The organism is Mycobacterium sp. 050272, from assembly GCF_039023525.1.
Taxonomy (GTDB): Bacteria; Actinomycetota; Actinomycetes; order Mycobacteriales; family Mycobacteriaceae; genus Mycobacterium.
In genome coordinates this window covers 64400-90886 of record NZ_JBCHKV010000015.1, presented here as the reverse complement: position 1 = coordinate 90886, position 26487 = coordinate 64400, and the positions used below count along the sequence as shown (strand labels likewise).

The following is a 26487-nucleotide window of genomic DNA, read 5'->3' as shown; positions in this document are numbered from 1 at the left end:
AGACTGGGGCCATGTCCGCTGCAGCGCCCGGCTCCCTGTGCGATGTGCTTCCGGCGGCGGCCGCACTGCTCGGCGTGCCGGGTGCCGTCGACAGGTTGGCGGTCACCGAATCGGTTGCCGGGCAGGTTGATCGGGTCGCCGTCGTGCTGGTGGACGGACTGGGCTGGCACCTGCTACCGGAGTTGGCGGGCAGCGCGCCGCTGCTGGCCTCGGTGCTGGCCGGCGGCGCGGGGCGGATGTCCCAACTCACCTGCACCTTCCCGTCGACCACGCCGAGCAGCCTGGTATCGCTGGGCACCGGCGCGCAGCCCGGCGAACACGGCATCCTTGGCTTCACCCTCAACGTCCCGGGCACCGACCGGGTGCTGACCCACATCTACTGGCGCTCGGACTCACCCTGGGCCCCGCCTTCGGCGCAGTGGCAGCCGTTGCCCACCTGGTTCGAGCGGCTGCAGCGATGCGGGGTCGCCGCGCGGGCCGTGCTGCCCGCGCTGTTCCTGGGCAGCGGACTGACGGATTCGGCGTATCGCGGCGCGGATTTTCGCCCCAGCAACCCCGGCGACGACTACGCCCAGCTGGTCATCGACGAGCTGGGCGCGGCCCCCGGCCTGGTCTACGGCTACACCGCCGACCTGGACACCGCCGCGCACGTGTTCGGCATCGGATCGCCGCACTGGCATGACGCCGCCGCACGGGTCGACACGCTGCTGACACGCCTGGTCGATGCCCTGCCGGCCAACGCCGCGCTGCTGGTGACCGCCGATCACGGCGGCCTCAACGTGCCGCCGCAGGCCCGCGTCGACCTGGACACCGACGCCCGGCTGAGTGCGGGCGTCCGGGTGGTCGCGGGTGAACCGCGGGTGCGCTACCTGCACACCGAACCGGGCGCCGCGGCCGATGTGCAGGCCACGTGGAGCGCGCTGCTGGACGGCCGGGCCCAGGTATACAGCCGCGACCAGGCGGTGGCCACCGGGATGTTCGGGCCGGTCGATCCGGGACACCTGGCGCGCATCGGCGACGTCGTCGTGATCTGCACCGGCGACACCGCGGTGCTGGCCACCAAGCGCGAGCCCCCGGAAGCGGCCCGCCTCATCGGGTTTCACGGCGGGGCCACCGCGGCCGAAATGGCGATACCGCTCATCGTTTTCGCCGCGTAGCGCAATACACAACAGACTCCGATCCACCTCACAGCTGGCGACCGTCGAAGACCAGCTTTGTCCGGTACAGTCGGGCCACTGTGAACGTCCGGGGCGCAAGTCACACTCGGCGGCGGCAGGCAGCCATCGCCGTTATCGCGGCGCTGAGTCTGTTTGCCAGCCTCATCGCCGGTTCTGCGTTGCGGTCCCAATTTTCGGCGGCCACCCTGCCCGAACCCGCGGCGTGGTCGCAGTCGACACCGAATTCCGGTCATCCGCAATCTGATAGCGCGTTCACCATGGCGGTCCACCTGCAACAGGGCAGTTCATGGGACGCGTCCCCGGTGAACAAGAAGCCGTTCCACAGCATGTGGATGACGCGAGACCGCCCGGACCTCTGGACGCGCATATCGGCGCACTCGTTACTGTCCGTACTGCCGGTTTCTTTTGCGGGCAGCGGTTTTCGCTTCGGCGGCGTGCCCGACGGCACCCCCGCACCCGAATGCCACAAACAGGAGATATTGACGCTGCTCTGCGTTGCTCGTCGTTGATCGGACAGCACCAGGCTGCGCCCGCCTCGCTTTCGACCGTGTGAGATGCGTTGTGAGGCCTGTTACAACTTCCGCAGGAGCGAAAAGCGAACGCCCTTGGCGGCGTTCTTGTTCGCGTCTATCTCTTTGAAGGGAACGTCCATGTTTTCACCATTCTCCGCAGCCCTTAAAGCGTGATAGCAATGGATTTCGCAACGCTACCGCCCGAAATCAACTCGGGGCTGCTGCATTCGGGCCCCGGCTCACGATCGATGACCGACGCCGCAACGGCATGGAGCAAGCTCGCTGCTCGCTTATATGGCGCCGCGGCGCAATATAATTCGGCGACCGCGCAACCCGCGATGAACACCCACGCCCAATGGCTGACCGACGTTGCGGCACAAGCCGAACGGACGGCCGCCCGGGCTACCTCCGCCGCGAATGCCTACGAGTTGGCGCTGGCGGCGACGGTGACCCCTTCGGCAATCCAGGCCAACCGCATGCTGTGCAGGTGGCTGGCCGAGACGAATTGTCTGGGCCAGTCAAGCGCGGCCATCGCGGACGCCGAGAGCGACTACGACCAGATGTGGGCCCAGGACGTCGATGCGATGCACACCTACGCGCAGGCCTGCGCCGACGCCGCGGCGGTGACACCGTTCGCGTCGCCACCACTGGCCGGTGTGAATCCCGGCCGGGACAGCCGGACGCCGCACGCGCCGGCAGTGATCTCGGCTGGCCGCCACGTGATCTCGGCGATACCCGATGCTCTCGATGCACTGGCTACGTCGTCCGGGGAACCGTCGGCAGTGTTCGACACGTACCTATCGCCGGTGACCGCATCGCTGTCCAAGCTTGGTTCGCTGTGTGCGCCGTCGGACTTCGCGATCAACCACTTGAATGCCCGGAACAAGAACGCGGCACTGCAAAAAGCGGCAACGTTGTTGTCCCGGTTACCGATCCGCGCTCGGGCAGCGGTGCCGGGCTTCGGGCGCGCGGCATCGATCGGGACGCTGACCGTGCCGCAAAGCTGGCTGGCCAGGACGCCACCCCCGGCCACCCTGGAACGCGGGTGGGGCTATGAGCCAATGCATTTGGTCAACAACGGTGAACCGCCGCAATGGCCACAGACCCGTTAGGCGACCCGCGTGCCGGACGCATACGAGCTCGCGGCGTCGACGATCGCCGTAAACAGCCGTAGGTCCTCGAGGAATTGCTCGGGATGCCACTGCACACAGACCACGAAGTTATCCCCGGGTACCTCCAGCCCCTCGACGACGCCGTCGGCGTCCCAGGCACTGACGATCAAGCCGTCACCGACCTTGTCGACGGCCTGGTGGTGATAGCACCAGGCGTCGGCGGACTCGCCGAGTAGCTCGGCGAGCCTGGTCCCGGCAACCGTGGTGACCGGCAACTTGGTGAAGCGCCCGTAGCCCGCGTGATGCCCGCGGTGGCCAAGAACGTCGGGCAGATGCTGATGCAGGGTTCCACCGAATGCGACATTGAGCATCTGCGTGCCGCGGCAGATGCCCAGCACCGGAAGACCGCGTTCCAGTGCGGCGCGCAACAGCGCGAACTCGAACTGGTCGCGGACCGTGCGGGGCGCGTCGGTCTTCGGATGCGGTTGCTGGCCATAGGCGGCCGGGTCGACGTCGTATCCCCCGGTGACAATCAACCCGTCGAGGTGGTCGAGCACGCTCTCGGCGACCCCGGGATCCGCCGGCTGAGGCGGCAGCAGCACCGCCACGCCGCCCGCCTTGATGACACCCTCGAAGTAGTTGGCGCCCAGATAGCCCGCCGGGATGTCCCAGCCGTCGGACTGCACTTGCTCGAGATAGCTGGTCAGGCCGATGACCGGCCGACGCATTCCAGAGGCGTTCACGCCGCAGCGTCCTTTCCTTGACTGCGCGACCACGCTGTCGCCAAACGTATGCCGGCCGGACAGTCCTACCAGGTGCTGGTACGCAAGACGATCTCGGCCGCTAATTGGGCGGTCGACTCCTGGGCGTTGCGCCGTCCGAGCATGTCCACGCTGCGGTAGTCGGCGTACACGAACCGCTGGCTGTTGCGGGCGACCGTCCGCCCACCCGGCGTACTGACCAACACGGTGGTGCCGATCTCGACCGGGGGACAGTGCTCGTCGCGGACCACGCCGTTGACGTCGGCCACGCACGGATGCCCGCGGTCCACGACGACCAGGCCAACAAACCGGCCCAGCTTGGTCGCCGCGAGCTCCCAGGCGATGTCGCCGCCGGCGCGGTCCCCCACCACGACGGCCCAGCCGATACCCAGGCCGTCCAGGATGCCGATCACCGACTTAGGGGTCAGCCGCGGGTCGAGGCCGATCACGATGGTGCGCAGCGACGCGGTGTGGAGGCGCTCACAGACCGCGTCATAAGCGGCTAACTCTCGCTGTTCATCGCCGAGGATGACGACGACGACACCCTTCTCCGGACCGGACACGCCCACCGGGACGGGAAACCCGTCGAGCGTGGTCATCATCGAGGGCACTTACGCACGCTACAGCCAATATTGGCACCGCGCGAGGTTTCTCCCGGCGCCGCGCGAGCCGCCGGCGTTACGGCCGCAGCCGGCTCACCAGCTGTGGCCGCGGTGGCGGGCCGTCGAGCAGGCCGAGGACGGCGTCCATGTCGAGGTGCGACGCGAGCAGTTCGGCGGCCGCGTCCAGTTGGGCGTCGCGTCGCGCCGCGACGTCGGTGTCGTCGGCGACAACGAACCGTGTCCGTCCGGCGGCCGCGGCCACCTCGGTCAGCCAGTCGCGGCGAAAGTCGTCGTTGTCCAGCAGGCCGTGCCAATGCGTTCCGAAGACCGCGCCGTGGGCCAGGCCGTGCAGGTCGTCGCCCGCCTGGAACCACGGCTCGTTGAGGTAACGGGCCAGCCGGCCGTGGTGGATTTCGTAGCCGGACAGCGGCCGCTCCCACCGCCGCAGCACCTTCTCCTCGGCGAACACAATGTCGGCGTCCAGCAGCCCGAGCCCCGCCACTTCCCCGCTACCGGATTCCACCGTGTCCTGGATCCGTTGGCACAGCATCTGGAATCCCCCGCAAATCCCCAACAGCGGCTTGCCGGCCCCGGCGTGCTCGGTAATCGCGGCGGCCAGGCCCTGATCGCGTAGCCAGTGCAGATCGGCGACGGTCGCCTTGCTCCCGGGAAGCACCACCAGGTCGGCGTCGGCGAGGTCGGCCGGGTCGCTGGTCCAGCGGACCAGCACACCGGGCTCGCAGGCCAGCGCCTCGATGTCGGTCGAGTTGGAGATCCGGGGCAACCGGACGGCGGCGACCTGGAGCCACTCACCGCCGCGCGGCGGCGCCGGCCTACCGACGACGCGACGGGCGAGCACCGACAGCGAGTCCTCGGCATCCAGCCAGAGCTCGTCGGCGTAGGGCAACACCCCGTAGGTCGGGCGGCCGGTCAATTCGAGGAGTTGCCGCAGCCCGGGCTCCAGCAGCGCGGGGTCGCCGCGAAACTTGTTGACGATGAAGCCCGCGATCAGTTCCTGATCGTCGGGGTCGAGCACCGCCAGGGTGCCGAACAGATGCGCCAGCACACCACCACGGTCGATGTCGCCGACCACGACGACGGGCAGTTTCGCGGCACGGGCCAGACCCATGTTAGCCAAATCTGTTGCACGCAAGTTGATTTCGGCCGGAGATCCGGCACCTTCACAGATCACCACGTCGAATTCGTCGCGCAGCGAAGCCAACTCGTCGGCGACGACTTCCGTGAGCCGGTCGCGATACTCGAAATAGCTTGCCGCGGTCACTGATTCGGCAACACGCCCGCGGATCACCAGCTGCGACGTCCGGTCGCTGCCCGGCTTGAGCAGGATCGGGTTGAACCGCACGCTGGGCTGCAGTCCCGCCGCCCGGGCCTGGATGGCCTGGGCCCGGCCGATTTCGCCGCCCTCGACGGTGACCGCGGAGTTGTTGGACATGTTCTGCGCCTTGAACGGCGCGACCCTGACCCCGGTGCGGGCCAGCAGCCGGCACAGGCCCGCGACGACCACCGATTTGCCCGCATCGGAGCTGGTACCCGCGACCAGCAGCGCGCCGCTCAAGCGCTCACGGCTTCCTAGACCTGGGTCAGGATTTCGGCACCGGTGTCGGTGACCAGCAGGGTGTGCTCGAACTGTGCGGTCCACTTGCGGTCCTTGGTGACCACGGTCCAGCCGTCGTCCCAGATTTCGTAGTCCAGCGAGCCCAGATTGATCATCGGTTCGATCGTGAACGTCATTCCCGGTTGGATCTCCGTGGTGACCGACGGCTGGTCGTAGTGCAGCACGACCAGCCCGTTGTGAAACGTGGTGCCGATGCCGTGACCGGTGAAGTCGCGAACCACGTTGTACCCGAACCGGTTTGCGTATGCCTCGATCACGCGTCCGACGACGGACAGCGCGCGTCCGGGTTTGACGGCGTTGATCGCCCGCATCGTCGCCTCACGGGTGCGCTCGACGAGCAGCCGGTGTTCCTCGGACACATCGCCGGCCAGAAACGTCGCGTTGGTGTCGCCGTGCACGCCGTCGATGTAGGCGGTGACGTCGATGTTGACGATGTCGCCGTCTTCGACCACCGTCGAATCGGGGATGCCGTGGCAGATCACCTCGTTGAGCGAGGTGCAGCAGGACTTGGGGTAGCCCTTGTAGCCCAGGGTCGACGGGTAGGCGCCGTGGTCCACCATGTACTCGTGCGCGATGCGGTCCAGCTCGTCGGTCGTCACGCCGGGCGCGACCGCCTTGCCCGCCTCCTCCAGCGCACCGGCCGCAATCCGGCCCGCGACGCGCATCTTCTCGATCACCTCGGGCGTCTGCACCCACGGCTCGGTGCCCTCCTTGGCGGTGGGCTGCCACGCGTACTCGGGTCGCGGGATGCGGTTGGGCACCGGCAGAGTCGGGGACAACACTCCGGGCGAAAGCGCGGTGCGAACAGACATGCTCGCTAGCTTAATCGCAGGCAGCGGGCTCGGGTGTGGCTGCGGGAGCCGCAGGCGCCGGCATCAGGGCTTGCGGCGGTGCAGCAGCGAACGGCGGGGTCCGTGGATGGTCACCGAGCCGCACACCACCCGCCCGGTCAGCACCACATGCGGCCTGCCCTCGCCGGGAGCATCCTTGCGGCGGTCGCGAGCACTGCCGCCGTAGACCTCGACGTCGTCGATCGAGGCGCTGGCGCCCTCCGGCAGCCAGATGTCGACCGAGCCGAACCGCACGTCGAGCTCGACGACCACTACCGGCCCGGCGAACCGGGCCTTGGTGAGCTCGAGTTTGACCGAGCCGAGCCGCCGTACCAGCGCCAACCGGGTGGGCACCGTCCATTCGCCGTGCCGCCGCAGCGAGCCGGCCCAGCCCCGCAGCTCGATCCGATCCGCCGCCGAGGTGACGATCGCGCCCGGCCCGGGCAGGTCACCGACCAGGCCGTCCAGCTCGCCCTGGGTGCGCGCGTAGGACACCCGCGACGAGCGCTGCTCGAATTCGTCGATATCGATCAGGCCGAGCGCAACCGCGTTGTGCAGTCGCCGCATCGTGCCGTTGCGGTCCGCATCGGAGACGCGCAGCGTCACCATGTCCCCGCCGCTATCCGTCATGCCCGCAATTTACGCCGTTCCGGGTTGCCAGGCCGAAAGGTTTCAGGTCAGATAGCCCGGCGGCAGCGACTCGAACATGAATTTGGTCATCCGGACCGCCCATTCCGAGCTGCCGCCCCCGACGATCAGCGCCGCGAAGGCCAGATCGCCGCGGTACCCGGCGAACCAGGAATGTGACCCGCCCGGGAACTCGGCCTCACCGGTCTTCCCGTAGATCTCGCCACAGCCGTTGATCTCCTTGGCTGTCCCATTGGTCACTACCAGCCGCATCATCGGGCGCAGCGCGTCGATCATCTTCGGGCTGATCGGGGTGCTGTCACCCTCGACCGTCGTCGGCCGGCCCGCAATCAATTGCGGCACAGGGGTTTTCCCGGCAGCGACGGTGGCCGCCACCAGCGCCATGCCGAACGGGCTGGCCAGCACCCGGCCCTGCCCGAAGCCGTCCTCGGTGCGCTCGGCCAGGTCGACCGTCGGCGGCACCGACCCGGTGACGGTGGTGATGCCGTCGACCGTGTAGTCGAGCCCGATCCCGTATTGGGAGGCCGTCTGCGTCAGGCCCCGCGGCGGCATCTTGCTGCTCAACTCGGCGAACGTGGTGTTGCACGAACTGGCGAAGGCGCGCGACATCGACACCACGCCGAGGTCGAAGCCGCCGTAGTTCGGGACCGTGCGGTGGCCGATGTCGAGATGGCCCGGGCAGCCGACCATCGAGTTGGGCGTGGCCATGTCGCGGTCCACGGCGGCGCCGGCGGTGATCATCTTGAACGTCGACCCCGGCGGAAACAGGCCGTTGGTGGCGGGCAGCCCGTCGGCGTCGGCCGCGCCGTTCTGGGCGATCGCGAGGATCTCCCCCGTCGACGGCTTGATCGCGACGATCATCGCCTTGCCGCCCTTGTTGTCCACCGCGCGCTGGGCGGCGTTCTGCACGACCCGATCCAAGGTGATCGACACCGACGGGGCCGGCGCTCCCTCGACCTCGTGCAGCACCGCGACGTCGACGTTGTTCTGGTTGACGCTGACCACCCGCCAGCCCGCCTGGCCGTCGAGTTGGTCGATCACGGCCTTCTTGACCTCGCCGATGACGGCGGGCGCGAAATGCGGGTCGGTCGCCAGCATGTCGGCCTGCGGGGTGACCACGATCCCGGGCAGGTGGCCGATCAGCGGAAAGACCTTGTCGTTGTCGGCGGGCAGCAGCGTGACGCCCAGGTCCACCTGGTTGGCTGTCGAGCTGGCCCGTTCGGCGAGCAGCTGCGGGTCGGTCAGCGTGTCGTTGAACGGCCGCAGCACGTCGACGATCGAGTGGGTGGTGAAGCTCAGCGACTGCGGCGGGCCGGCCTTGGTGGCGTCCAGCGTGTAGTGATAGCGGTAGCCAGGCGCCAGCACGTCGCTGCCGCCGAGTTCGTTCACCGAGGCGCGCCGCGGCTGATCGGCGCGCAACGCGAACGTCTGGTGCTCGCCCAGCTTGGGGTGCAGCCCGTTGGGCGCCCAGCGGACCTCCCAGCGACCCTCGTCGCGGGCCATCTTCAGCTGGCCGTCGTAGCTCCACACCCGGTTTTTCGGCAGGTGCCAGCTGAACCGATAGTCGACCGTGCCGGTGTCCTCGGCGTACTTCGAGCTGAGGATCTGCGCGTCCAAGTGGGTGGCCTGCAGCCCGGCCCAGGCCGCGTTCAGCGCCTCGCGGGCCTCGATGGGGTTGTCGCTGAGTTGGGCGGCCGTCGCGGTGTCGCCAATGGCCAAGGCGCGGAAGAACTTCTCCGCGGCAGGGCCCGGGCCGTCGGGCCGCGGCGTGCAGCCCGACAGCGCGGCAGCCGCGACCAGCAGCAGGACCGCCGCTGCCGAAACAACTGATACTGATGAGGTTTTTGTGGCCATCGTTACTGATGTTAAGAACAGCGGCCGGTGCACCGGCGCCGACACACCGAGACCAGACCGTAATGTGGCGCGTTCGTGCGGCGGGCGCCGGCGGCGCCTGGGGGCGACAGCCCGGCTAGTCCAGCAGGACCGTGGCGAAGGTGCCGACCTCGGCGAAGCCCACCCGGGCATAGGCGGCGCGGGCCACCTCGTTGAAGTCGTTCACGTACAGGCTGGCGATCCGCCCGCTGCCGACGATCACGGCGGCCAGCATCGCGGTGCCCCGAGCACCGAGGCCCAGGCCGCGCCACTCCGGATGCACCCAGACACCCTGGATCTGCCCGACCGCGGGCGATTGCGACCCGACCTCGGCCTTGAAGACGACCTGACCCTGCTCGAACCGGGCCCAGGCACGCCCGGCGGCGATCAGGCTGGCCACCCGGCGGCGGTAGCCGCGACCGCCGTCACCCAGCCGCGGGTCGATGCCGACCTCGCCGATGAACATGTCGACCGCGGCCACCAGGTAGGCGTCCAGCTCCTCCGGCCGCACCTGACGCACCTCGGGGTCGAGGTCACACATCGGGTGCTTGGCCAGCGCCATCAGCGGCTGGCGTTCCCGCACGTCACGGGCCGGTCCCCAGGCGGTCTCGAGCCGCTCCCACATGGGCAGGACCAGACTCGCCCGCCCGACCAGCGACGAGCAGCGCCGCGTCCCGCTCATCGCCTCGTCGGCGAACGCGTTCAGGTCGGCCGGCAGCCCCCGCAACGGGATCAGGTTGGCGCCGGCGAAACACAGCGACTCGTCCGCGCCGCGGCGGGTCCACAGCTCCCCGCCGATCGCGCCGGGGTCGATACCGTGATCGGCGACGCGGGAGGCGACCATGCAGGCCCCGATCGGGTCTTCGTCGAATACTCGCCACACCGCGGCGGCGTCGCGCACCACGGACACCCGTCTGTCGCCAACGAGGCGAAACAGGGGCGGAGCCGACATCTGGCGAACTCTCCATGGTGCGAACGACAGGACCAGTAAGAGAGAACTGGTCTTATCAGCTTACGGTGACAACCGGCGTCCCGCTGGCTGTTGTGCCAGGACCGTTATCACCGGCCATGTCCGAAGCCAACCGCATCGCCTCTTCGATCAGCGTCTCGACGATCTGAGCTTCGGGAACGGTCTTGATCACCTCGCCGCGAACGAAGATCTGCCCCTTGCCGTTTCCGGAGGCAACGCCGAGATCGGCCTCGCGGGCCTCCCCCGGGCCGTTGACGACGCAGCCCATCACCGCGACCCGCAGCGGCACGTCGAGCCCGTCCAGGCCCGCGGACACCGCGTTGGCCAGGGTGTAGACGTCGACCTGCGCGCGGCCACACGACGGGCACGAGACGATCTCCAGCCCGCGCGGGCGCAGGTTCAGCGATTCGAGAATCTGAATGCCGACCTTGACTTCCTCGACCGGTGGCGCCGACAAGGACACCCGGATCGTGTCGCCGATGCCGCGGGACAGCAGGGCGCCGAAGGCCACCGCCGACTTGATCGTGCCCTGGAAGGCCGGCCCGGCCTCGGTCACACCGAGGTGCAGCGGATAGTCGCACGCCGCGGCCAGCTGTTCGTAGGCGGCGACCATCACGACGGGATCGTTGTGCTTGACGCTGATCTTGATATCGCCGAAGCCGTGCTCCTCGAACAGCGAGGCCTCCCACAGCGCCGACTCGACCAGCGCCTCCGGTGTGGCCTTGCCGTACTTCTCCATGAACCGCTTGTCCAGCGAGCCGGCGTTGACGCCGATGCGGATCGGGATGCCGGCCGCGGCGGCCGCCTTGGCGACCTCACCGACCCGCCCGTCGAACTCCTTGATGTTGCCCGGGTTGACGCGCACGGCAGCACATCCGGCGTCGATCGCGGCGAAGATGTACTTCGGCTGGAAGTGGATGTCGGCAATCACCGGGATCTGGCTGTGCCGGGCGATCTCGGCCAGGGCGTCGGCGTCCTCCTGACGCGGGCAGGCCACCCGGACGATGTCGCAGCCCGCGGCCGTCAGCTCGGCGATCTGCTGCAGCGTCGTGTTGACGTCGTGCGTTTTAGTGGTGCACATCGACTGCACCGAAATCGGGGAATCGCTGCCGACCCCGACGTCGCGGACCATCAACTGGCGCGTTTTGCGCCGGGGCGCAAGCGTGGGCGCCGGCGCTTCCGGCATGCCCAGGCCGACGCTCATTGGAAGAGCCTGATCGGGTTGACCAGATCGGCGGTCACGGTCAGCAGCATGTAGCCGACCACGAACACCAGGACCACATAGGTCGCCGGCATCAGCTTGAGGTAGTTGACCGGGGCCGCCGCGACCATGCCCCGCGCGGACCGGACCAGGTTGCGGATCTTCTCGAACACCGCGACGGCGATGTGGCCGCCGTCGAACGGCAGCAACGGCAACAGATTGATCGCGCCCAGGATCAGGTTCAGCTGGGCCAGGAAGAACCAGAACGCCACCCACAGTCCGTGGTCGACGGTGTCGCCGCCGATGATGCTGGCCCCGACGACGCTCATCGGCGTCTGCGGGTCGCGCTGTCCGCCGCCGATCGCGTGCACCAGCGCGCCGACCTTGCCGGGGATCGCGACCAGCGCCTTGCCCACCTCGGCGGTCAGGTCGCCGGTAAAGGCGAAGGTGGCCGGGATGGCGCCGAGCACGCCGTAGTGCGTGGGCGCCTGTTTGACGCCGCCGACGCCCATGGCGCCGACCGTCGCGGGGGCGGGCTTGCCGTCCTGTCCGTTGCCCACGTATCGCTGCGTTTGCGTGATGTCGACGTAGGCGGTGATCGGGGTGCCGTCACGTTCGACGACGACCGGGACGGTGCCGTGCAGCTTGCGGATCGCGGCGGCCATGTCGTCGAAGGTGGACACCTTGGTGTCGCCGACCTTGACCACCACGTCACCGGGGCGGATGCCGGCCAATGCGGCCGGTCCGGGACCGGTGCACTCACCGAGCTTGCCCGGGGCGACTTCCGGTGCGATGCAAGCGGTTTCGCCGACGATCGCCTGGGTGGGCGGGTGCAGGTTGGGCAACCCCCAGATGAGTGCGATCACGTAGATCAGGACCACGCAGATGATGAAGTTCATGCCCGGGCCGGCGAACAGCACCGCGACCCGCCTCCAGGTCTGCTGCTTGTACATGGCCCGGTCGGACTCGTCGGGCGCCAGGTCCTCGACCGGGGTCATCCCGGCGATGTCACAGAAGCCACCCAGCGGAACGGCCTTGACGCCGTACTCGGTCTCGCCGCGCCGCGTCGACCACAGCGTGGGGCCGAAACCGACGAAATAGCGGCGCACCTTCATGCCGGTGGCACGCGCGACCCACATGTGGCCGCATTCGTGCAGGGCCACCGAGATCAGGATGGCCAGCGCGAACAGCGCAATGCCGAGTCCGAACATCATCAGCCGCTAGGACCTTTCTAAGACCATTCCCGAGACTTTGGCGGGGCTTGCAGTTGTGACCGCGCGCTGCGCTCGCTCCCGTGCCCAGCGCTGCGCGTCTAGTACCTCATCCACGTTAGCCGGTGTTACGGCCCATTGGTCGGCGGCGCTCAGCACGTCGGCGATTGTTCTGACGATGGTCGGAAAGCTGATGCGGCCGTCCAGGAAGGCCGCCGCGGCCTCCTCGTTGGCGGCGTTGTACACCGCGGTCATGCAGCCGCCGGTCTCGCCTGCCTGCCGGGCCAGCTCGACGGCCGGGAAAACGTCGCTGTCCAACGGCTCGAATTCCCAGGTGGACGCGGTGGTGAAGTCACACTGCGGGGCCGCTCCCGGCACCCGCCGCGGCCAGCCCAATGCCAGCGAGATGGGCAGCTTCATGTCCGGCGGGCTGGCCTGGGCGATTGTGGAGCCATCGGTGAACGTGACCATTGAATGAACAATCGACTGGGGGTGCACGACGACCTCGATGCGGTCGTAGCCGACGCCGAACAGCAGGTGGGTTTCGATGAGCTCGAGTCCCTTGTTCACCAGCGACGCCGAGTTCAGCGTGTTCATCGGGCCCATCGACCAGGTCGGATGCGCGCCGGCCTGCTCGGGGGTGACGGCCTCCAGGTCGGCGGCGGCCCAGCCGCGAAACGGTCCGCCCGAGGCGGTCAGCACCAGCTTGGCAACCTCGTCGGGCTCGCCGCCGCGCAGGCACTGGGCCAGCGCGGAGTGCTCGGAATCCACCGGCACGATCTGCCCGGGTCGCGCCGCCGCCAGGACCAGCGGGCCGCCGGCAATCAGCGATTCCTTGTTGGCCAGCGCCAGCCGGGCGCCCGAGTGCAGCGCCGCCAGCGTCGGTCGCAGGCCCAGCGCGCCGACCAGGGCATTGAGCACGACATCGGCCTCGGTTTCCTCGACCAGCCGGGTGACCGCATCCGGGCCGTGAAAGGTGACGTCGCCCAGGGTGGCGGCGGCCCGCTCATCGGCGACGGCGATATTAGTCACTCCGGTCTCGGCGCGCTGGCGCGCCAAGGTGTCCGGGTTGGACCCGCCCGCCGCCAGCCCGACCACCTCGAAGCGGTCCGGGTTGGCGGCGATGACGTCCAGCGCCTGGGTGCCGATGGAGCCGGTGCTGCCCAGCACGAGCACGCGGATCGGGCCGTCGGCCCGCACTTCGGTCCTCGGGGAGCTCACTCACTCATTGTGCCGCCGGTGGCCGTCGCGGGCCATGGCGGCTCGAGTGTGCGCTCAGGGCGCGAGCCCGCGTCATGGCCGTCCGATTCAGACCCATCCGTGACCGCCCGCACTCCGAATCACTGGCGTTCATCCCAGAGGTGGCGGCTGCGGCCGTCGTAACAAAGGAATCGAAGCGCAATGACGAATGTTCAGGTCAAGACAGTCGCGGCGGCCAGCCTGGCCGCGATCGCGATCGTGGGTTTCTCGGGCTGTTCGAGCAACAAACCCGCAGCGCAAAGCTCGACCAGCTCGACCGTTGCGACCAGCAGCACAACGGCACCGATGACCACCTCCGCTGCGGCCGCCGACCCGGCGGCCGACCTGATCGGGTCGGGGTGCTCGGCGTACGCCTCGCAGAACCCCACCGGCCCCGGGTCGGTCGCTGGGATGGCGCAGGACCCCGTCGCGACGGCGGCATCGAACAACCCGATGCTGACCACCCTGACCTCGGCGCTGTCGGGCAAGCTCAACCCACAGGTGAACCTGGTCGACACCCTCAACAACGGCCAGTACACGGTGTTCGCTCCGACGAACGCCGCGTTCGACAAGCTTCCGGCGGCCACTATTGACAAGCTGAAGACCGACGCCGCCCTGCTCAAGAGCATCCTGACCTATCACGTGGTGCAGGGTCAGCTCAGTCCGGCGAAGGTCGCCGGCGCCCACGTCACACTGCAGGGCGCCAGCGCGACGGTGACCGGCCAAGGAAACGACCTGAAGGTCAATGACGCGGGCCTGGTGTGCGGCGGGGTGCACACCGCCAACGCGACCGTGTACATGATCGACACGGTGCTGATGCCGCCGAATCAGTAACCCTTCAGGCGGAATGGCTAGGCAGCCGAGATAGTGGGCTGCCTAGCCATTCTCATGTTGATTGCGAAACTCCTTGGCGCTCAAACCAATCCATCACGGTGACGGCAACGAATACCAGGCATGTTGACACTCGCGCTGGTCGGCTTACTCGGCGGCCTCATCACCGGCATCTCCCCCTGCATTCTGCCGGTCCTGCCGGTGGTGTTCTTCTCGGGAACGCAAGTCCACGCCGAGCAGTCCGAGGGTGCCGTCGCGGTCGCGGGAAAGCGCACGCTGTCCGCGACATTGCGGCCGTACCGGGTGATCGGCGGCCTGGTACTCAGCTTCAGTGTGGTCACCCTGCTCGGCTCGGCACTGCTGTCGGTGCTGCGCCTGCCGCAGGACACCATCCGCTGGGTCGGCCTGGTCGCGCTGGTCGCGATCGGCATCGGTCTGATCTTTCCGCGCTTCGAGCAGCTGCTGGAGCGGCCGTTCTCCCGCATCCCGCAGAAGCAAATCGCCACTCGCGGAGGCGGTTTCGGGCTGGGCCTGGCGCTGGGTGTGTTGTACGTACCCTGCGCGGGTCCGGTGCTCGCCGCAATCGTGGTGGCCGGGGCGACGGCGACCATAGGCGTGGCGACGGTGGTGCTGACCGGCGCGTTCGCAGTCGGCGCCGCGCTGCCGCTGCTGTTCTTCGCGCTGGCCGGTCAGCGGGTCGCCGAGCGGGTGCGGGCTTTCCGGAGCCGGCAGCGCGAGATCCGGGTGGCCGCGGGCGTCGTGACGCTGCTGCTCGCGGTGGCGCTGGCGTTCGACCTGCCGGCCGCACTGCAGCGGGCGATTCCGGACTACGCCGGGTCGCTGCAACAGCGAATCGGTGACTCCGAGCAGATACGGGAAAAACTGAACCTCGGCGGCATCGTCAACGACCAGAACGCACAGCTGTCGAACTGCAGCAATGGCGGCACAAAACTCGAGAACTGTGGTGCCGCACCCGATCTCAAAGGCATAGCCGGATGGCTGAACACACCCGGCGGCCAGCCGATCACCCTCGACTCGTTGCGCGGCAAGGTAGTGCTGGTCGACTTCTGGGCCTATTCCTGCATCAATTGTCAACGCGCCATCCCACACGTCGTCGGCTGGCAAAAGGCATACCAGGACGCCGGTCTGGTGGTCATCGGCGTGCACACCCCGGAGTACGCGTTCGAGAGAGTTTCGGACAACGTCGCCAAGGGGGCGGCGGATCTGGGCATCACGTATCCGATCGCGCTGGACAACGGTTACTCCACCTGGACCAACTATCGCAACCGCTACTGGCCCGCCGAATATCTGATCGACGCCAGCGGCATGGTGCGGCACATCAAGTTCGGTGAAGGCGACTACGACGTCACCGAGAGCCTGATCAGGCAGCTGCTCACCGGCGCCCGGCCCGGGGTCAAGCTTCCCAGACCGGTGGACGCGGCCGACACCACCCCGAAGGCCGCTCTGACACCGGAGACCTATTTCGGGGTCGGCAAAGTCGTCAACTTCGGCGGGGCCGGGATGTACGACGAAGGGACGGCGACGTTCGATTACCCACCGGAGCTCGCGGCCGACAAATTCGCCTTGCGCGGCCCCTGGTCGCTCGACTATCAAGGCGCGACGGCGGACGGCGACGATTGCGCCATCAAACTCAACTACCACGCGAAAAACGTGTACATCGTCGTAGGCGGCGCCGGCACCCTCACAGTGGTGCGCGACGGAAAAGCCACCACGGTGCCGATCAGTGGGCCTCCCACGTCCCACCAGATCGTCGGCGGCGATCAGGCGGCACCCGGCACGCTCGAGGTGCGCCCGGGCAAGGGGTTGCAGGTGTTTTCGTTCACCTATGGCTGATATCGCGGTCGCGATCAATCCACAAGCGGATCGGCTCCGAATGAGGGATACCGGGACTTCAGCCAAACGGGGTGAATGCTCCCGGCCTATGAAGGGAGCGAATCGCATGAATGCATTCAGGAAAATGGCGGCAACCAGCTTCGCTGCCGCGGGAATCGTTGGCCTCGCAGTCGCAGTGTCGCCGAGCGCGGGCGCCGCTGATTTGGTGGGTCCGGGATGCACGGATTACGCGGCGGCCCACCCCAACGGTCCGGCCTCGGTGGACGGGATGTCTCAGGCGCCCGTCGCCGTCGCGGCGTCCAACAACCCGATGCTGACCACCCTGACTTCGGCACTTTCGGGCCAGCTCAATCCGCAGGTGAATCTGGTGGACACCCTGAACAACGGCCAGTACACGGTGTTCGCGCCGACTGACGCCGCGTTCAGCAAGCTGCCCGAGTCCACCATCGGCCAGCTGAAGACGAACGCGGCGATGCTGAAGAGCATCCTGACCTACCACGTGGTACAGGGTCAGCTGAGTCCGGCGAAGGTCGGCGGCAGCCACGTCACACTGCAGGGCGCGAACGTGACGGTGACGGGCCAGGGCAACGACCTCAAAGTCAACAATGCGAGCGTGGTCTGCGGCGGGGTGCCGACCGCGAACGCGACGGTGTACATGATCGACACCGTGCTGATGCCGCCCTCCTAAACCGGTAGCGCAGGCCGGCCGGTGCGGCGCCTGCCGGCCGGGGTTGGTGGCCTACCCGATCCGGAGGGTCGGCCACCAACCCGTGCCTGCGGCACGGCGGGTATGCCAGAATCTGTGATCAGAAGACGATCCGATCCGAAGGGAATCGCCGTGGCCAGTACCGAGGTGGAGCTCTACAACGGCGTCGACCCGGCCGAGGTGCCATCCGCCGCGTGGGGATGGAGCAAGATCAACACCCGCACCTGGCACGGCGTCGGCATCTTCGCCGTGCTCTTCTTGCTGGCCATGCTGCGCGGTAACCACGTCGGCCACGTCGAGGACAACTTCCTGATCGGTTTCGCGGTCCTGTCGCTGTTTATCCTGATCCGCGACATGTGGGGCCGCCGGCGCGGCTGGATCCGCTAGCCGCTGTACGTCGGGCGCGCCGGTGCCAGGCGCTCACCACCGCGACGCCCACCAGCGCGACCAAGGCCAGCAGCCACGGCCAGACGCCATGCTGGTGCACCCAGCCGGCCAGCACGCCCTGTAGCCGCCCGGCCGCGAGAATCACCGCATCCCGGGGGTCGGCCGCGGCGTCCAGCAGCCGCAACTCGTAGCAGCCGTAGTAGCCGACGTACAGCCCGACCAGCACCAGCAGCGCGCCGCCGATCCGGTTGACGAACGGCAGGATGCGTCGCAGCCGATCGGCCAGCGCCGAGCTCGCGGTCGCGGCGGCAACGGCGAGTACGCCGACGACCAGCGTCAGGCCCGCGATGTAGGCCAGATAGATCGACACGCCCGTGACGAGCGACCCGCTGCGCAGGCCCGCGGCGGTGACCGCCAGAAACGGCCCGATCGTGCACGACAGCGAGGCGATCGCGTAGCTGATGCCGTAGCCGTACATGCCCGCCAGGCTCGTCGGAGCCCACCGCGGACCCAGCGCCCGGGGCGTCAGCGCGGTCAGCTCCCGGCCCGAGAGCAACCAAATGCCAAGGGCGACAAGCACAATGCCGATCACGACGGTCGCGTACGGCAGGTAGCGCTGCACCGTGGTGGCCGCCGAGATGGTCAGCGCGCCGAACAACCCGAACACCGTCAGGAAGCCGAGCGCCATACCGGCGGTGGCGGCCAGCGCGCGCCCCACCCCGCCCACCGGACCGGGACGTGGCCCGTTGTGCTGGCCGCGCACCACCAGCAGCAGGTAAGCCGGCAGCATCGCGAACCCGCACGGGTTCACCGCGGCCACCAACCCGGCAGCGAATGCCAGACCGACGAGGCCCTGGTTCACTTCAGCGCGGCCACCCGATTGGCCAGTTCCTGCTGGGGCATCGCGGAGGTGGGGTTGTTGACGAACGTCGAGCTGCCGTCCGCCCGGTAGAACACGTAGGCCGGCTGCCAGGGCACGTTGTAGCGGGCCCAGATCGAGCCGTCGGCGTCGTTGAGGTTGGTGAAGTTCAGGCCGTATTTGGAGACGAAGGCCTGCTCCGCGCCGGGGTCGGAGTGCCCGGCGATGCCGACGAAGGTGACACCGGGATTAGCGGCCGCGACCTGGGCCACTCCGGGAGCTTCTGCGTTGCAGAACGGGCAGAACGGCGCCCAGAACCACAGCACCGCCGGTTTCCCTTGCAGGCTGGCGCCGTTGAACGGCGCCCCGCTCAGCGTCGTTCCGGTGAACTGCAGCCGATCGTCGGCAGCCTGTGCCCGTGGCGCACCGGCCGATATCAGGACCGTCGCGACAAGGCCCGTCATGATGGCCGCCGCAAACATCTTGAAGCGCGAGAAAAGGCGAATCGTCATCCCAACCCCTTTTGCTGGACTACTAACTCACAACACGGACTAGGGTCGTGCCCGGTTCAGCGCGCTACTAACCCTCTTCGAAGGCAAGTTGTCCGCATGCCGCACTGATCTCGCGGCCGCGGGTGTCGCGGACCGTGCACGACACGCCTTTGCCCCGGACCCGCCGGACGAACTCGCGCTCGGCGTCCTTGGGGCTGGCGTCCCAATCGCTGCCCGGGGTCGGGTTGAGCGGGATCAGGTTCACGTGTGCCAGCGGCCCGAGCGCGCCGTGCAGTCGCTTGCCCAGCAGGTCGGCGCGCCAGGGCTGGTCGTTGACGTCGCGAATCAGCGCATACTCGATCGACACCCGCCGGCCCGTCACGTCGCCGTAGTATCGCGCGGCGTCGAGCGCCTCGCTGATCTTCCAGCGGTTGTTGACCGGGACCAGCGTGTCGCGCAGCTCGTCGTCCGGCGCGTGCAGCGACAACGCCAGCGTCACGCCCAACCGTTCGTCGGCCAGCTTGCGGATCGCCGGAGCCAGGCCGACCGTCGAGACCGTCACCGACCGAGCCGAGATGCCGAAGCCGTGCGGCGGCGCTTCGGTGATGCGCCGCACCGCGGCCACGGCCCGCGCGTAGTTGGCCAGCGGCTCCCCCATCCCCATGAACACCACGTTCGACAGCCGGTCACCGAACTCGTCGCGCAATGTCACCGCCGCGGCGCGCACCTGTTCGGTGATCTCGGCGGTCGACAGGTTGCGCGTCAATCCGCCCTGGCCGGTCGCACAGAACGGACACGCCATGCCGCAACCCGCCTGCGACGAGATGCAGACGGTGTTGCGCTGCGGATAGCGCATCAGGACCGACTCGAACGTCGTCCCATCGGCGGCCCGCCACAACGTCTTTCGCGTCTGCCCGGCGTCGCAGGTGATTTCCCGGGCGACGCTGAGCAGGTTCGGGAACATCGTCTCGGCGATCACGTCGCGCACGGCCACCGGAAGGTCGGTCATCTGCCGCGGGTCGGCGATCAACCGGCCGTAGTACTGATGCGCGAGCTGCTTGGCCCGAAACGCCGGCAAGCCGAGCTCCTCGACGGCCGACACCCGGCCACCCGCGTCGAGGTCGGCGAGATGCCGCGGCGGCTTTCCCGCCCGCGGCTCTTCGAACACCAATTGTTGGGCCATGCTCTGTCCAGTATCGGCTAGCGGCCTAGGGAACCAAGGTCAGCACGATCCAGGCCGCGACGGCCGACGGCAGCACTCCGTCGAGCCGGTCCATCAGCCCGCCGTGGCCGGGCAGCAGCCGGCCCATGTCCTTGATACCGAGATCCCGCTTGACCTGCGACTCCACCAAATCACCGAGCGTGCAGGTGAGCACCAGGATGAGACCCAGCAGCGCGCCGATCCACGCCGGTTTGCCGGCCAGGAGGGTCGCGGTCAGGATCGCCGCGGAAATCCCGAAGACCAGGGAGCCGGTGAATCCCTCCCAGGACTTCTTCGGGCTGATCGTCGGGACCAGCGGATGCTTGCCGAAAAGCGCCCCGACGGCGTATCCGCCGGTGTCGGAAGCGACGACGGTAACCATCAGGCAGAACACCCGTCCCGCGCCGTCGTGGGGATAGACGAGCAGGACGCCGAAGGAGGCGAACAGCGGGACCCAGGCGGCCAGGAAGACGGTGGCCGACGCGTCGCGCAGGTAGTTCGACGACGAGCCGGCGGGTGATGGACTGCGGCTGGGATCCGGCATGAACAAGCGCCAGACATTGCAAACCACCACAGTGGCGGCAAAGCCGGCCAACGCGCCGGCGGCGTGGTAAGGCCAGGTCAGCCAGACGGTGACTTGGCCACCGACCAGCAATGGGATGACCGCAATGACGTACCCCGCTTCGCGCAGCCGGCGCACCACCTCGTGGGTGGCAACGAGAATCGCGATCGCGACGATGAGCACCCAGAAGCGCGGAGCCAAGACCAGCGTCGCGACGAGCAGGCCGCCGATCGCCGCACCGACCGCGATCGCCGCGGGCAGGTCGCGTCCCGCCCGCGACGTTTTCTTGGCGGTTTTCTGCAGGGTGTCTTTCACGCCCCGCGCCGGCTCGTCGGGCGGGGTGCCGGTACCGGCATCGGAGGTTGCCACTGACTCGGTTGCTGAGCGGCCCCTAGACCTCCAGCAGCTCGCCTTCTTTGTGCTTGACCAGCTCGTCGATCTGGTTGACGTACTGCTGGGTGGTTTTGTCCAGGTCCTTTTCGGCGCGGCCGACCTCATCCTCGCCGGCCTCGCCGTCCTTGCGAATCCGGTGCAGTTCTTCCATCGACTTACGCCGGATGTTGCGCACCGAGACCTTCGCGTCTTCGCCCTTGCCCTTGGCCTGTTTGACCAGCTCGCGGCGGCGTTCCTCGGTCAGCTGGGGTACCGCCACCCGGATCAGGGTGCCGTCGTTGCTGGGATTCACCCCGAGGTCGGAATTGCGAATCGCCGTCTCGATCGCGTGCAGCTGGCTGGCTTCGTACGGCTTGATCACGACCAGCCGCGCCTCCGGGACGTTGATGCTGGCCAGCTGCGTGATCGGAGTGGTCGTGCCGTAGTAGTCGATGACGATCCGGGAGAACATGCCCGGATTGGCGCGGCCGGTCCGGATGGTTGACAAGTCGTCACGGGCCACGGATACGGCCTTCTCCATTTTCTCTTCGGCATCGAAGAGAGCCTCATCGATCATCTGCGTCTTCCCCTCAAGTGGTGACTAGCGTTCCGATCTTCTCACCAGCGACCGCCCGAGCGATATTGCCGTTAGTCAGCAGGTTGAACACCAGGATTGGCATGCCATTGTCCATACACAGGCTGAACGCGGTGGCATCGGCCACCCGCAGCCCCCGGTCGATGACTTCCCGGTGGCTGATGGCGGTCAGCAGCTCGGCGTCGGGGTTCACCCGCGGATCCTCGGTGAACACGCCGTCGACCGCCTTGGCCATCAAGACCACATCGGCGCCGATCTCCAGCGCGCGCTGCGCGGCCGTGGTGTCGGTGGAGAAGTACGGCAACCCCATGCCCGCGCCGAAGATGACCACGCGGCCCTTCTCCAGATGACGGACGGCCCGCAGTGGAATGTAGGGCTCGGCGACCTGGCCCATCGTGATCGCGGTCTGGACGCGGGTGTCGATGCCTTCCTTCTGCAAGAAGTCCTGCAGCGCAAGGCTGTTCATGACGGTGCCGAGCATGCCCATGTAGTCCGAGCGAGTGCGCTCCATACCGCGCTGCTGCAGTTGTGCACCCCGGAAGAAGTTGCCGCCACCGATTACGACGGCGACCTGCACGCCGTCGCGGACCACCTCGGCGATCTGGCGGGCGACCTGTGCCACCACGTCGGGATCCAGCCCGACCTGGCCGCCACCGAACATCTCGCCGCCGAGCTTCAGCAACACACGTGAATACTTCGCGCGCGGCTGGCTGGTGGGTTGTCCGTGGCCGGATGAAGATGTCGGAACGCCGTTAGCGCTGGTGGGCTCGGGCTGCGTCATCAGACTCCTCGCATGACAGTGCCATCCCGAGCTTGGCAGCACGGTGGCTTCCCACCCGGAACGGCAGTTCACATCCTGCCCCATCGCAGCACAATCTGGCGCCAGCGGGGTGGATTATTTGCGCGGGCGGCGAGCCACACCGCAGCGGCGCACCGTCGGCGCAGGTCACGCCCGGATGTGCTGGCGTCGCGACTTTGCTTCCGGTGCCAGATGTTTGAGCTCGCGCCGGCTTGGGAATCCGCACCACGCGGTGGGGAAATCTGCGGTCTTGAGAAGCAGGGCCGAATCACGCCGTATGCCGGAAAGCGATCGCCAGCCGATCGCGCGAGCGCGTCAGTCGCTCACCCCTCGTAGGCCTCTGAGGAGGAATTGATTCATGGCGGACAACGAGAACTCTGGTCCCGCGGAAGCCGTCAAGGGCGTCGTCGAAGACGTCAAGGGCAAGGTCAAGGAAGCCGCCGGCGCGCTGGCGGGTCGCGACGACCTCACCCGCGAAGGTCAAGCCCAGCAGGACAAGGCCGAAGCGCAGCGCGACGCGGCCAAAAAGGAAGCCGAGGCGGAGGCCGCACGCGGCGCCGCGAAGGTGGCCGAAGAGCGCCAGAAGGCCAATCAATAGCTTGTTTGAAGGATGGGTCCGGCCCGTGTTGACGGGCCGGACCCGTCGACTTTCCGGGCTGTGGTGGGCGCATCCAGACAAAGCCATCCGCGGTAACCGCGCACTTCACCGGGCAATCTCCCGAACAATGAGCAACAAAGCAGGCATAGTTAACTCCCGAATGGGGTACTCAGCGCTGCGCTGGTGGACATCTGGGTGAGGTTCCGAAGCGGTCGGGGGCGACGACAGACCCTCATGAGGTTTGGAGATGTCTGTGGATGTGCTACTTCTTTCCAATGCCGACGATTTCGCGTCGGCATTACCGACTCTCGAATCGCTGACCCAGACGATTCGTCGCGCGCCACTGTCCGACCAGCTCAACGGACACCATGACAGCGCTGACGTGGCGATCATCGACGCACGCACCGACCTGGCGGCGGCCCGCAGTACCTGCCGCGGCCTGACGGCCCACACCCCGGCCCTCGCGGTGGTCGCGGTCGTCGCCCCCGCGCACTTCGCGTCGGTGGACGTGGACTGGCGCATCGACGATGTGATGTTGCCCGCCACCGGCGCCGACGAGCTCGAGGCGCGATTGCGTCTGGCTATCAAGCGCCGCCGCAGCGCGGTGGACGGCTGCTTGAAGTTTGGTGACCTCATCCTGCACCCGGCGAGTTTCGCCGGATCCCTGTGCGGCAAGGATCTCAGTCTGACGGTTACCGAGTTCAAATTGCTGAATTTCCTTGTGCAACACGCCGGTCGGGCATTCAGCCGCACCCGGCTGATGCACGAGGTATGGGGATACGACGCCAATGGACGCGTCCGCACCGTCGACGTCCACGTGCGGCGGCTACGCGCGAAGCTCGGCCCCGAACACGAATCGATGGTCGACACCGTCCGCGGTGTGGGTTACATGGCGGTGACGCCACCGCACCCGCAGTGGGTCGTCAACGACACCGCGGGGAATCCGGACCTCAACGGCCGCGGCCACCATTGAACTGCGTTGAGGTTCAAGCACATTCGAGCCTCACGCGAACAGCGGTAGCGCACGCTTGCGTGCCAGCGCATCCATACCTTGCTGGATGCCGGCTTGCACCTCCCGGTACTTTGCGTCGACGTAATCGTCGTCCTCGGCGCGCGCGGGATCGTGGTCCAGCTCGACCGCCGGCATGAACCGCGTCCTGATCTTGGCCGGTAACGGTAATTGCGGAAGTGCGGCCGGCGCGATGCCCCACGGCAGCGAGACCGCCAGCGGAAAGACCTTGAGCCGCAACAGTCGATCCAGTCGCAACGCCTTGGACAGGCGGTCACCGCGGATCAGCACCGGCATCGCGTCCGCGCCGCCGACCGTGGCGATCGGCACTATCGGCACCCCGGCGCGAATCGCCATCTTCACGAAGCCTGTGCGCCCCGCCAGGTTGGCGCGGTCGCGTTCGACCCAGGGACGCAGCGAATCCACTTCTCCGCCAGGCCATAGCGCGACGTCTCGCCCCTCGGCCAGGGCGGTGGCGATGGCGTCGGGGGCGGCCGGAAGCACGCCCATCGACCGGAAGTAACGGCCGAAAAGCGGGATCGCCATCAACGCGTCGTGAGCGGTGCCATGCAACGTGCGGTCCGGGCCGAAGCGCCGCCACCATTGCAGACCGACCGTCCACGCGTCCCAGACGAACGGGGCGCCGGAGTGAATCCCGATCAGCAGCGCCGGGGGCTCGGGGATGTTCTCCCAGCCGTCGATCTCCATGCGAAACCAATAGTCGACCAACAGGTTCCACACGAACTTCTGGCGTTGCAGGGTGGCTTCGTCTTGACCGCGCAGATCCCAGCGGGCGGCCCGCTGCGCCACCCAGCCACTCAGTCCCCCGCGCCGCGCGTCGCGCTTTTCCTCCATCATCTCGCGGGCCTGTTCGGCGTGCTCTTGAGCCTGTTCGCGCACCGCGGCCGGCCTGTGATCTGTGTAACCCATTCCTGCCGGATACCCCATTGAGCCGCAGGCAATTCGGCGAATTATCTGGCGAAAAACCTGAAAAATCGCTGTCAACGCAGAACTCCCCGCGCCACGGTGGGTGGCGCGGGGAGTTCTTCAGCGACTAGGCCTTAGGTGTTCGCGCGCGCGTTCGGCGCCGGGGCCGGCGGCTGTCCGGGTGCCGGGGTGGTGTTCGGCGCCGCACCCGGCTCCGAGCCACCCTGCATGTTCGACGTCCAGATCAGGATGTCCTGGGTGCCCTCGTTGTAGACGACGCCGTTCGGCGGTGCGCCGGTCACGTCGAAGTACAGCGTGCCGGTCGACTCGCTGCCCTGCGGAATCGGCGCCGGGTTCAGACTGCCCGGGGCCCCGACCTTGTCGATCACCCGGTAGTTCTGGCCGTTGGGCCCACGGGCAATGAAGTCGTTGACCATCGGGGTGACCAGGCCGCCGTCCGACCGGGCCGTGACGTCCGCCTGGTAGAGCGTGCCCTTCGGCGTGTACCCCGGGATCGACACATTGCTCGGCTGCAGGTTGCTCACCGTGTAGTTGGTGATCAGCGGCCCCGCGACGAGCTGCTGGCTGGTGCCGAAGCCCTGGATGTTGGGCGCCGCGGACGCGGTGGCCGCGGTGAAAGCGCTGACAGCAGCAATACCGGCGGCTCCGATCACCGATTTCATAGCATTTGAAGTGAACTTCATAGCTAAATACCTCTCAGTTCAATCGTTACCATTGTTTCGTCGCGATGATTTCCCTCCGGCACGAGTTATCACCGCACCATTGCCGCATATCCAATCCCTGTCAGCCCCAAACATCAGAGCGCTGAGATGCAGAAAACGTCGTAATTCGTCGGCGCAAATCAATTCGCCACAGAATGCGCACTAACCTCAAAGCATAAATTCAGCCCCAAATGCCACAGTCGAATTCCGACGCGCAAAACAAAGTTCCCCGCGCGTAAACAGCGCGGGGAACTTCTCGCGAATTCGCAGTTCGAGCGGGCTAAACGTGGCGCGTCCAGACCAGGAAATCGTCTTCCTTGTCGGTGTACACCACGCCGACCGGCCGCTCGCCAGTTACGTCGAAGTAGAGTTCGCCGGACGTCTGTTGGCCCTGATCGATCGGACGAGGGTCAAGGCCGTCGGGCACCGGCCTGGTGTTGAGCACGGGGTAAACCGTGCCGTTGAACGCCCTGGCCATGAAGCGGGACATCTGGGGCTGGACGGTTCCGGCAACCGATTTCGCCGTCACATCGGCCCGGTACAGCTGCCCAGCCGGTTGGTAGCCGGGAATCGTCACGTCGGTCGGCGCCAGATTGCTGACGGTGTAGTCGGTGATCAGTGGGCCATCGACGGCCCGTTCGGTGGCTCCGTAGCTCTGGACGTTGGCAGCGGCCATGGGCGCCATCAAGATGCTCGCGCCCGCAATCCCCACAGCGCTCAGAGCCGCTTTCACTGTCGTCCTGGTAAGTGTCATTGTGATCCCCTTGGTAACTCGTGTTCCCTCCGAAAACAGGCGTTACCC

At 67.5% G+C, this 26487-nt stretch carries 28 protein-coding genes; 9 read left to right on the top strand and 19 right to left on the bottom strand.

The annotated features are described in order from the left end of the window. Positions 1 to 11 precede the first annotated feature (11 nt). The 3 genes from AAHS21_RS23915 to AAHS21_RS23905 all read left to right on the top strand — a co-directional run bounded on the left by AAHS21_RS23915 (position 12) and on the right by AAHS21_RS23905 (position 2802). On the top strand, positions 12 to 1157 hold the full coding sequence (locus AAHS21_RS23915; protein ID WP_342930027.1) for a nucleotide pyrophosphatase/phosphodiesterase family protein: 1146 nt from the start codon (positions 12 to 14) through the stop codon (positions 1155 to 1157). Positions 1158 to 1237: 80 nt separating this feature from the next. Further along, positions 1238 to 1687, top strand: coding sequence for a hypothetical protein (locus AAHS21_RS23910; protein ID WP_342930026.1), 450 nt, complete (start codon positions 1238 to 1240; stop codon positions 1685 to 1687). A gap of 182 nt (positions 1688 to 1869) precedes the next feature. Continuing rightward, on the top strand, positions 1870 to 2802 hold the full coding sequence (locus tag AAHS21_RS23905) for a PPE family protein (protein ID WP_342930025.1): 933 nt from the start codon (positions 1870 to 1872) through the stop codon (positions 2800 to 2802). Here the strand turns inward: AAHS21_RS23905 and AAHS21_RS23900 are convergent. From AAHS21_RS23900 to dxr, 10 genes are all read right to left on the bottom strand, one after another. Then, positions 2799 to 3530 (bottom strand): gamma-glutamyl-gamma-aminobutyrate hydrolase family protein, encoded by a 732-nt coding sequence (locus tag AAHS21_RS23900; protein WP_342930105.1) that lies wholly within the window; start codon positions 3528 to 3530, stop codon positions 2799 to 2801. The genes AAHS21_RS23905 and AAHS21_RS23900 overlap by 4 nt on opposite strands. A gap of 80 nt (positions 3531 to 3610) precedes the next feature. Next, the gene (locus AAHS21_RS23895) at positions 3611 to 4165 is read right to left on the bottom strand and encodes an alpha/beta hydrolase (protein ID WP_342930104.1); all 555 of its coding nucleotides are present in this window, start codon (positions 4163 to 4165) and stop codon (positions 3611 to 3613) included. 76 nt (positions 4166 to 4241) lie between these two features. Beyond that, complete coding sequence (locus AAHS21_RS23890; RefSeq protein WP_342930024.1) at positions 4242 to 5741, bottom strand: cobyric acid synthase; 1500 nt, start codon at positions 5739 to 5741, stop codon at positions 4242 to 4244. Between the two features lie 14 nt (positions 5742 to 5755). Next, positions 5756 to 6613, bottom strand: a complete 858-nt coding sequence (gene map, locus AAHS21_RS23885) for a type I methionyl aminopeptidase (RefSeq protein ID WP_342930023.1) — start codon at positions 6611 to 6613, stop codon at positions 5756 to 5758. Positions 6614 to 6676: 63 nt separating this feature from the next. Further along, complete coding sequence (locus AAHS21_RS23880; RefSeq protein WP_342930022.1) at positions 6677 to 7261, bottom strand: DUF1707 domain-containing protein; 585 nt, start codon at positions 7259 to 7261, stop codon at positions 6677 to 6679. Positions 7262 to 7303: 42 nt separating this feature from the next. Then, complete coding sequence (locus AAHS21_RS23875; RefSeq protein WP_342930021.1) at positions 7304 to 9133, bottom strand: penicillin-binding transpeptidase domain-containing protein; 1830 nt, start codon at positions 9131 to 9133, stop codon at positions 7304 to 7306. Positions 9134 to 9248: 115 nt separating this feature from the next. After that, positions 9249 to 10103, bottom strand: a complete 855-nt coding sequence (locus AAHS21_RS23870; RefSeq protein ID WP_096286142.1) for a GNAT family N-acetyltransferase — start codon at positions 10101 to 10103, stop codon at positions 9249 to 9251. 55 nt (positions 10104 to 10158) lie between these two features. Further along, positions 10159 to 11325 carry a flavodoxin-dependent (E)-4-hydroxy-3-methylbut-2-enyl-diphosphate synthase gene (gene ispG / locus AAHS21_RS23865; protein WP_342930020.1) on the bottom strand — a complete coding sequence of 389 codons (1167 nt, stop codon included), beginning with the start codon at positions 11323 to 11325 and terminating at the stop codon, positions 10159 to 10161. Beyond that, positions 11322 to 12536 carry a M50 family metallopeptidase gene (locus AAHS21_RS23860; RefSeq protein WP_342930019.1) on the bottom strand — a complete coding sequence of 405 codons (1215 nt, stop codon included), beginning with the start codon at positions 12534 to 12536 and terminating at the stop codon, positions 11322 to 11324. Before AAHS21_RS23860 ends, ispG begins: the two co-directional genes overlap by 4 nt. A gap of 6 nt (positions 12537 to 12542) precedes the next feature. Beyond that, the gene (gene dxr / locus AAHS21_RS23855; RefSeq protein WP_342930018.1) at positions 12543 to 13754 is read right to left on the bottom strand and encodes a 1-deoxy-D-xylulose-5-phosphate reductoisomerase; all 1212 of its coding nucleotides are present in this window, start codon (positions 13752 to 13754) and stop codon (positions 12543 to 12545) included. A 180-nt stretch (positions 13755 to 13934) separates the two neighbouring features. Here dxr and AAHS21_RS23850 point away from each other — a divergent pair, with 180 nt between their 5' ends. The 4 genes from AAHS21_RS23850 to AAHS21_RS23835 all read left to right on the top strand — a co-directional run bounded on the left by AAHS21_RS23850 (position 13935) and on the right by AAHS21_RS23835 (position 17550). After that, positions 13935 to 14606 (top strand): fasciclin domain-containing protein, encoded by a 672-nt coding sequence (locus tag AAHS21_RS23850; protein WP_342930017.1) that lies wholly within the window; start codon positions 13935 to 13937, stop codon positions 14604 to 14606. Positions 14607 to 14726: 120 nt separating this feature from the next. Further along, a complete protein-coding gene (locus AAHS21_RS23845; RefSeq protein WP_342930016.1) occupies positions 14727 to 16457 on the top strand; it encodes a cytochrome c biogenesis protein DipZ in 1731 nt (576 codons plus the stop codon). Positions 16458 to 16563: 106 nt separating this feature from the next. Beyond that, entirely contained in the window at positions 16564 to 17145 is a 582-nt protein-coding gene (locus AAHS21_RS23840; RefSeq protein ID WP_342930015.1) for a fasciclin domain-containing protein, read from the top strand. 150 nt (positions 17146 to 17295) lie between these two features. Next, a complete protein-coding gene (locus AAHS21_RS23835) occupies positions 17296 to 17550 on the top strand; it encodes a DUF2631 domain-containing protein (protein WP_342930014.1) in 255 nt (84 codons plus the stop codon). On the opposite strand, the gene AAHS21_RS23830 is transcribed toward AAHS21_RS23835, so the two are convergent. The 6 genes from AAHS21_RS23830 to pyrH form a co-directional block, all read right to left on the bottom strand. After that, positions 17501 to 18412, bottom strand: coding sequence for a cytochrome c biogenesis CcdA family protein (locus AAHS21_RS23830; protein ID WP_342930013.1), 912 nt, complete (start codon positions 18410 to 18412; stop codon positions 17501 to 17503). The two genes, AAHS21_RS23835 and AAHS21_RS23830, sit on opposite strands and share 50 nt — an antisense overlap. Then, the gene (locus AAHS21_RS23825; protein ID WP_342930012.1) at positions 18409 to 18921 is read right to left on the bottom strand and encodes a protein disulfide oxidoreductase; all 513 of its coding nucleotides are present in this window, start codon (positions 18919 to 18921) and stop codon (positions 18409 to 18411) included. Before AAHS21_RS23825 ends, AAHS21_RS23830 begins: the two co-directional genes overlap by 4 nt. Before the next feature lie 67 nt (positions 18922 to 18988). Continuing rightward, positions 18989 to 20083 (bottom strand): 23S rRNA (adenine(2503)-C(2))-methyltransferase RlmN, encoded by a 1095-nt coding sequence (gene rlmN, locus AAHS21_RS23820; protein ID WP_342930011.1) that lies wholly within the window; start codon positions 20081 to 20083, stop codon positions 18989 to 18991. 25 nt (positions 20084 to 20108) lie between these two features. Beyond that, positions 20109 to 21032: a phosphatidate cytidylyltransferase gene (locus AAHS21_RS23815; protein WP_342930010.1), complete on the bottom strand. Its 924-nt coding sequence runs from the start codon at positions 21030 to 21032 to the stop codon at positions 20109 to 20111. A 22-nt stretch (positions 21033 to 21054) separates the two neighbouring features. After that, on the bottom strand, positions 21055 to 21612 hold the full coding sequence (gene frr, locus AAHS21_RS23810) for a ribosome recycling factor (protein WP_036468078.1): 558 nt from the start codon (positions 21610 to 21612) through the stop codon (positions 21055 to 21057). A 13-nt stretch (positions 21613 to 21625) separates the two neighbouring features. Next, a complete protein-coding gene (pyrH, locus tag AAHS21_RS23805; protein ID WP_342930009.1) occupies positions 21626 to 22411 on the bottom strand; it encodes a UMP kinase in 786 nt (261 codons plus the stop codon). Positions 22412 to 22787: 376 nt separating this feature from the next. On the opposite strand from pyrH, the gene AAHS21_RS23800 reads away from it, so the two are divergent. Both AAHS21_RS23800 and AAHS21_RS23795 read left to right on the top strand, forming a co-directional pair. Continuing rightward, positions 22788 to 23027, top strand: a complete 240-nt coding sequence (locus tag AAHS21_RS23800) for a CsbD family protein (RefSeq protein ID WP_342930008.1) — start codon at positions 22788 to 22790, stop codon at positions 23025 to 23027. Positions 23028 to 23274: 247 nt separating this feature from the next. Continuing rightward, the gene (locus AAHS21_RS23795) at positions 23275 to 24000 is read left to right on the top strand and encodes a response regulator transcription factor (protein WP_342930007.1); all 726 of its coding nucleotides are present in this window, start codon (positions 23275 to 23277) and stop codon (positions 23998 to 24000) included. Positions 24001 to 24030: 30 nt separating this feature from the next. Here the strand turns inward: AAHS21_RS23795 and AAHS21_RS23790 are convergent, their stop codons facing one another. The 3 genes from AAHS21_RS23790 to AAHS21_RS23780 all read right to left on the bottom strand — a co-directional run bounded on the left by AAHS21_RS23790 (position 24031) and on the right by AAHS21_RS23780 (position 26439). Further along, complete coding sequence (locus AAHS21_RS23790) at positions 24031 to 24966, bottom strand: lysophospholipid acyltransferase family protein (RefSeq protein ID WP_342930006.1); 936 nt, start codon at positions 24964 to 24966, stop codon at positions 24031 to 24033. A 131-nt stretch (positions 24967 to 25097) separates the two neighbouring features. Continuing rightward, complete coding sequence (locus AAHS21_RS23785) at positions 25098 to 25667, bottom strand: MPT63 family protein (RefSeq protein ID WP_342930005.1); 570 nt, start codon at positions 25665 to 25667, stop codon at positions 25098 to 25100. Positions 25668 to 25965: 298 nt separating this feature from the next. Next, positions 25966 to 26439, bottom strand: a complete 474-nt coding sequence (locus AAHS21_RS23780) for a DUF1942 domain-containing protein (protein WP_342930004.1) — start codon at positions 26437 to 26439, stop codon at positions 25966 to 25968. Between the last annotated feature and the right edge of the window lie 48 nt (positions 26440 to 26487).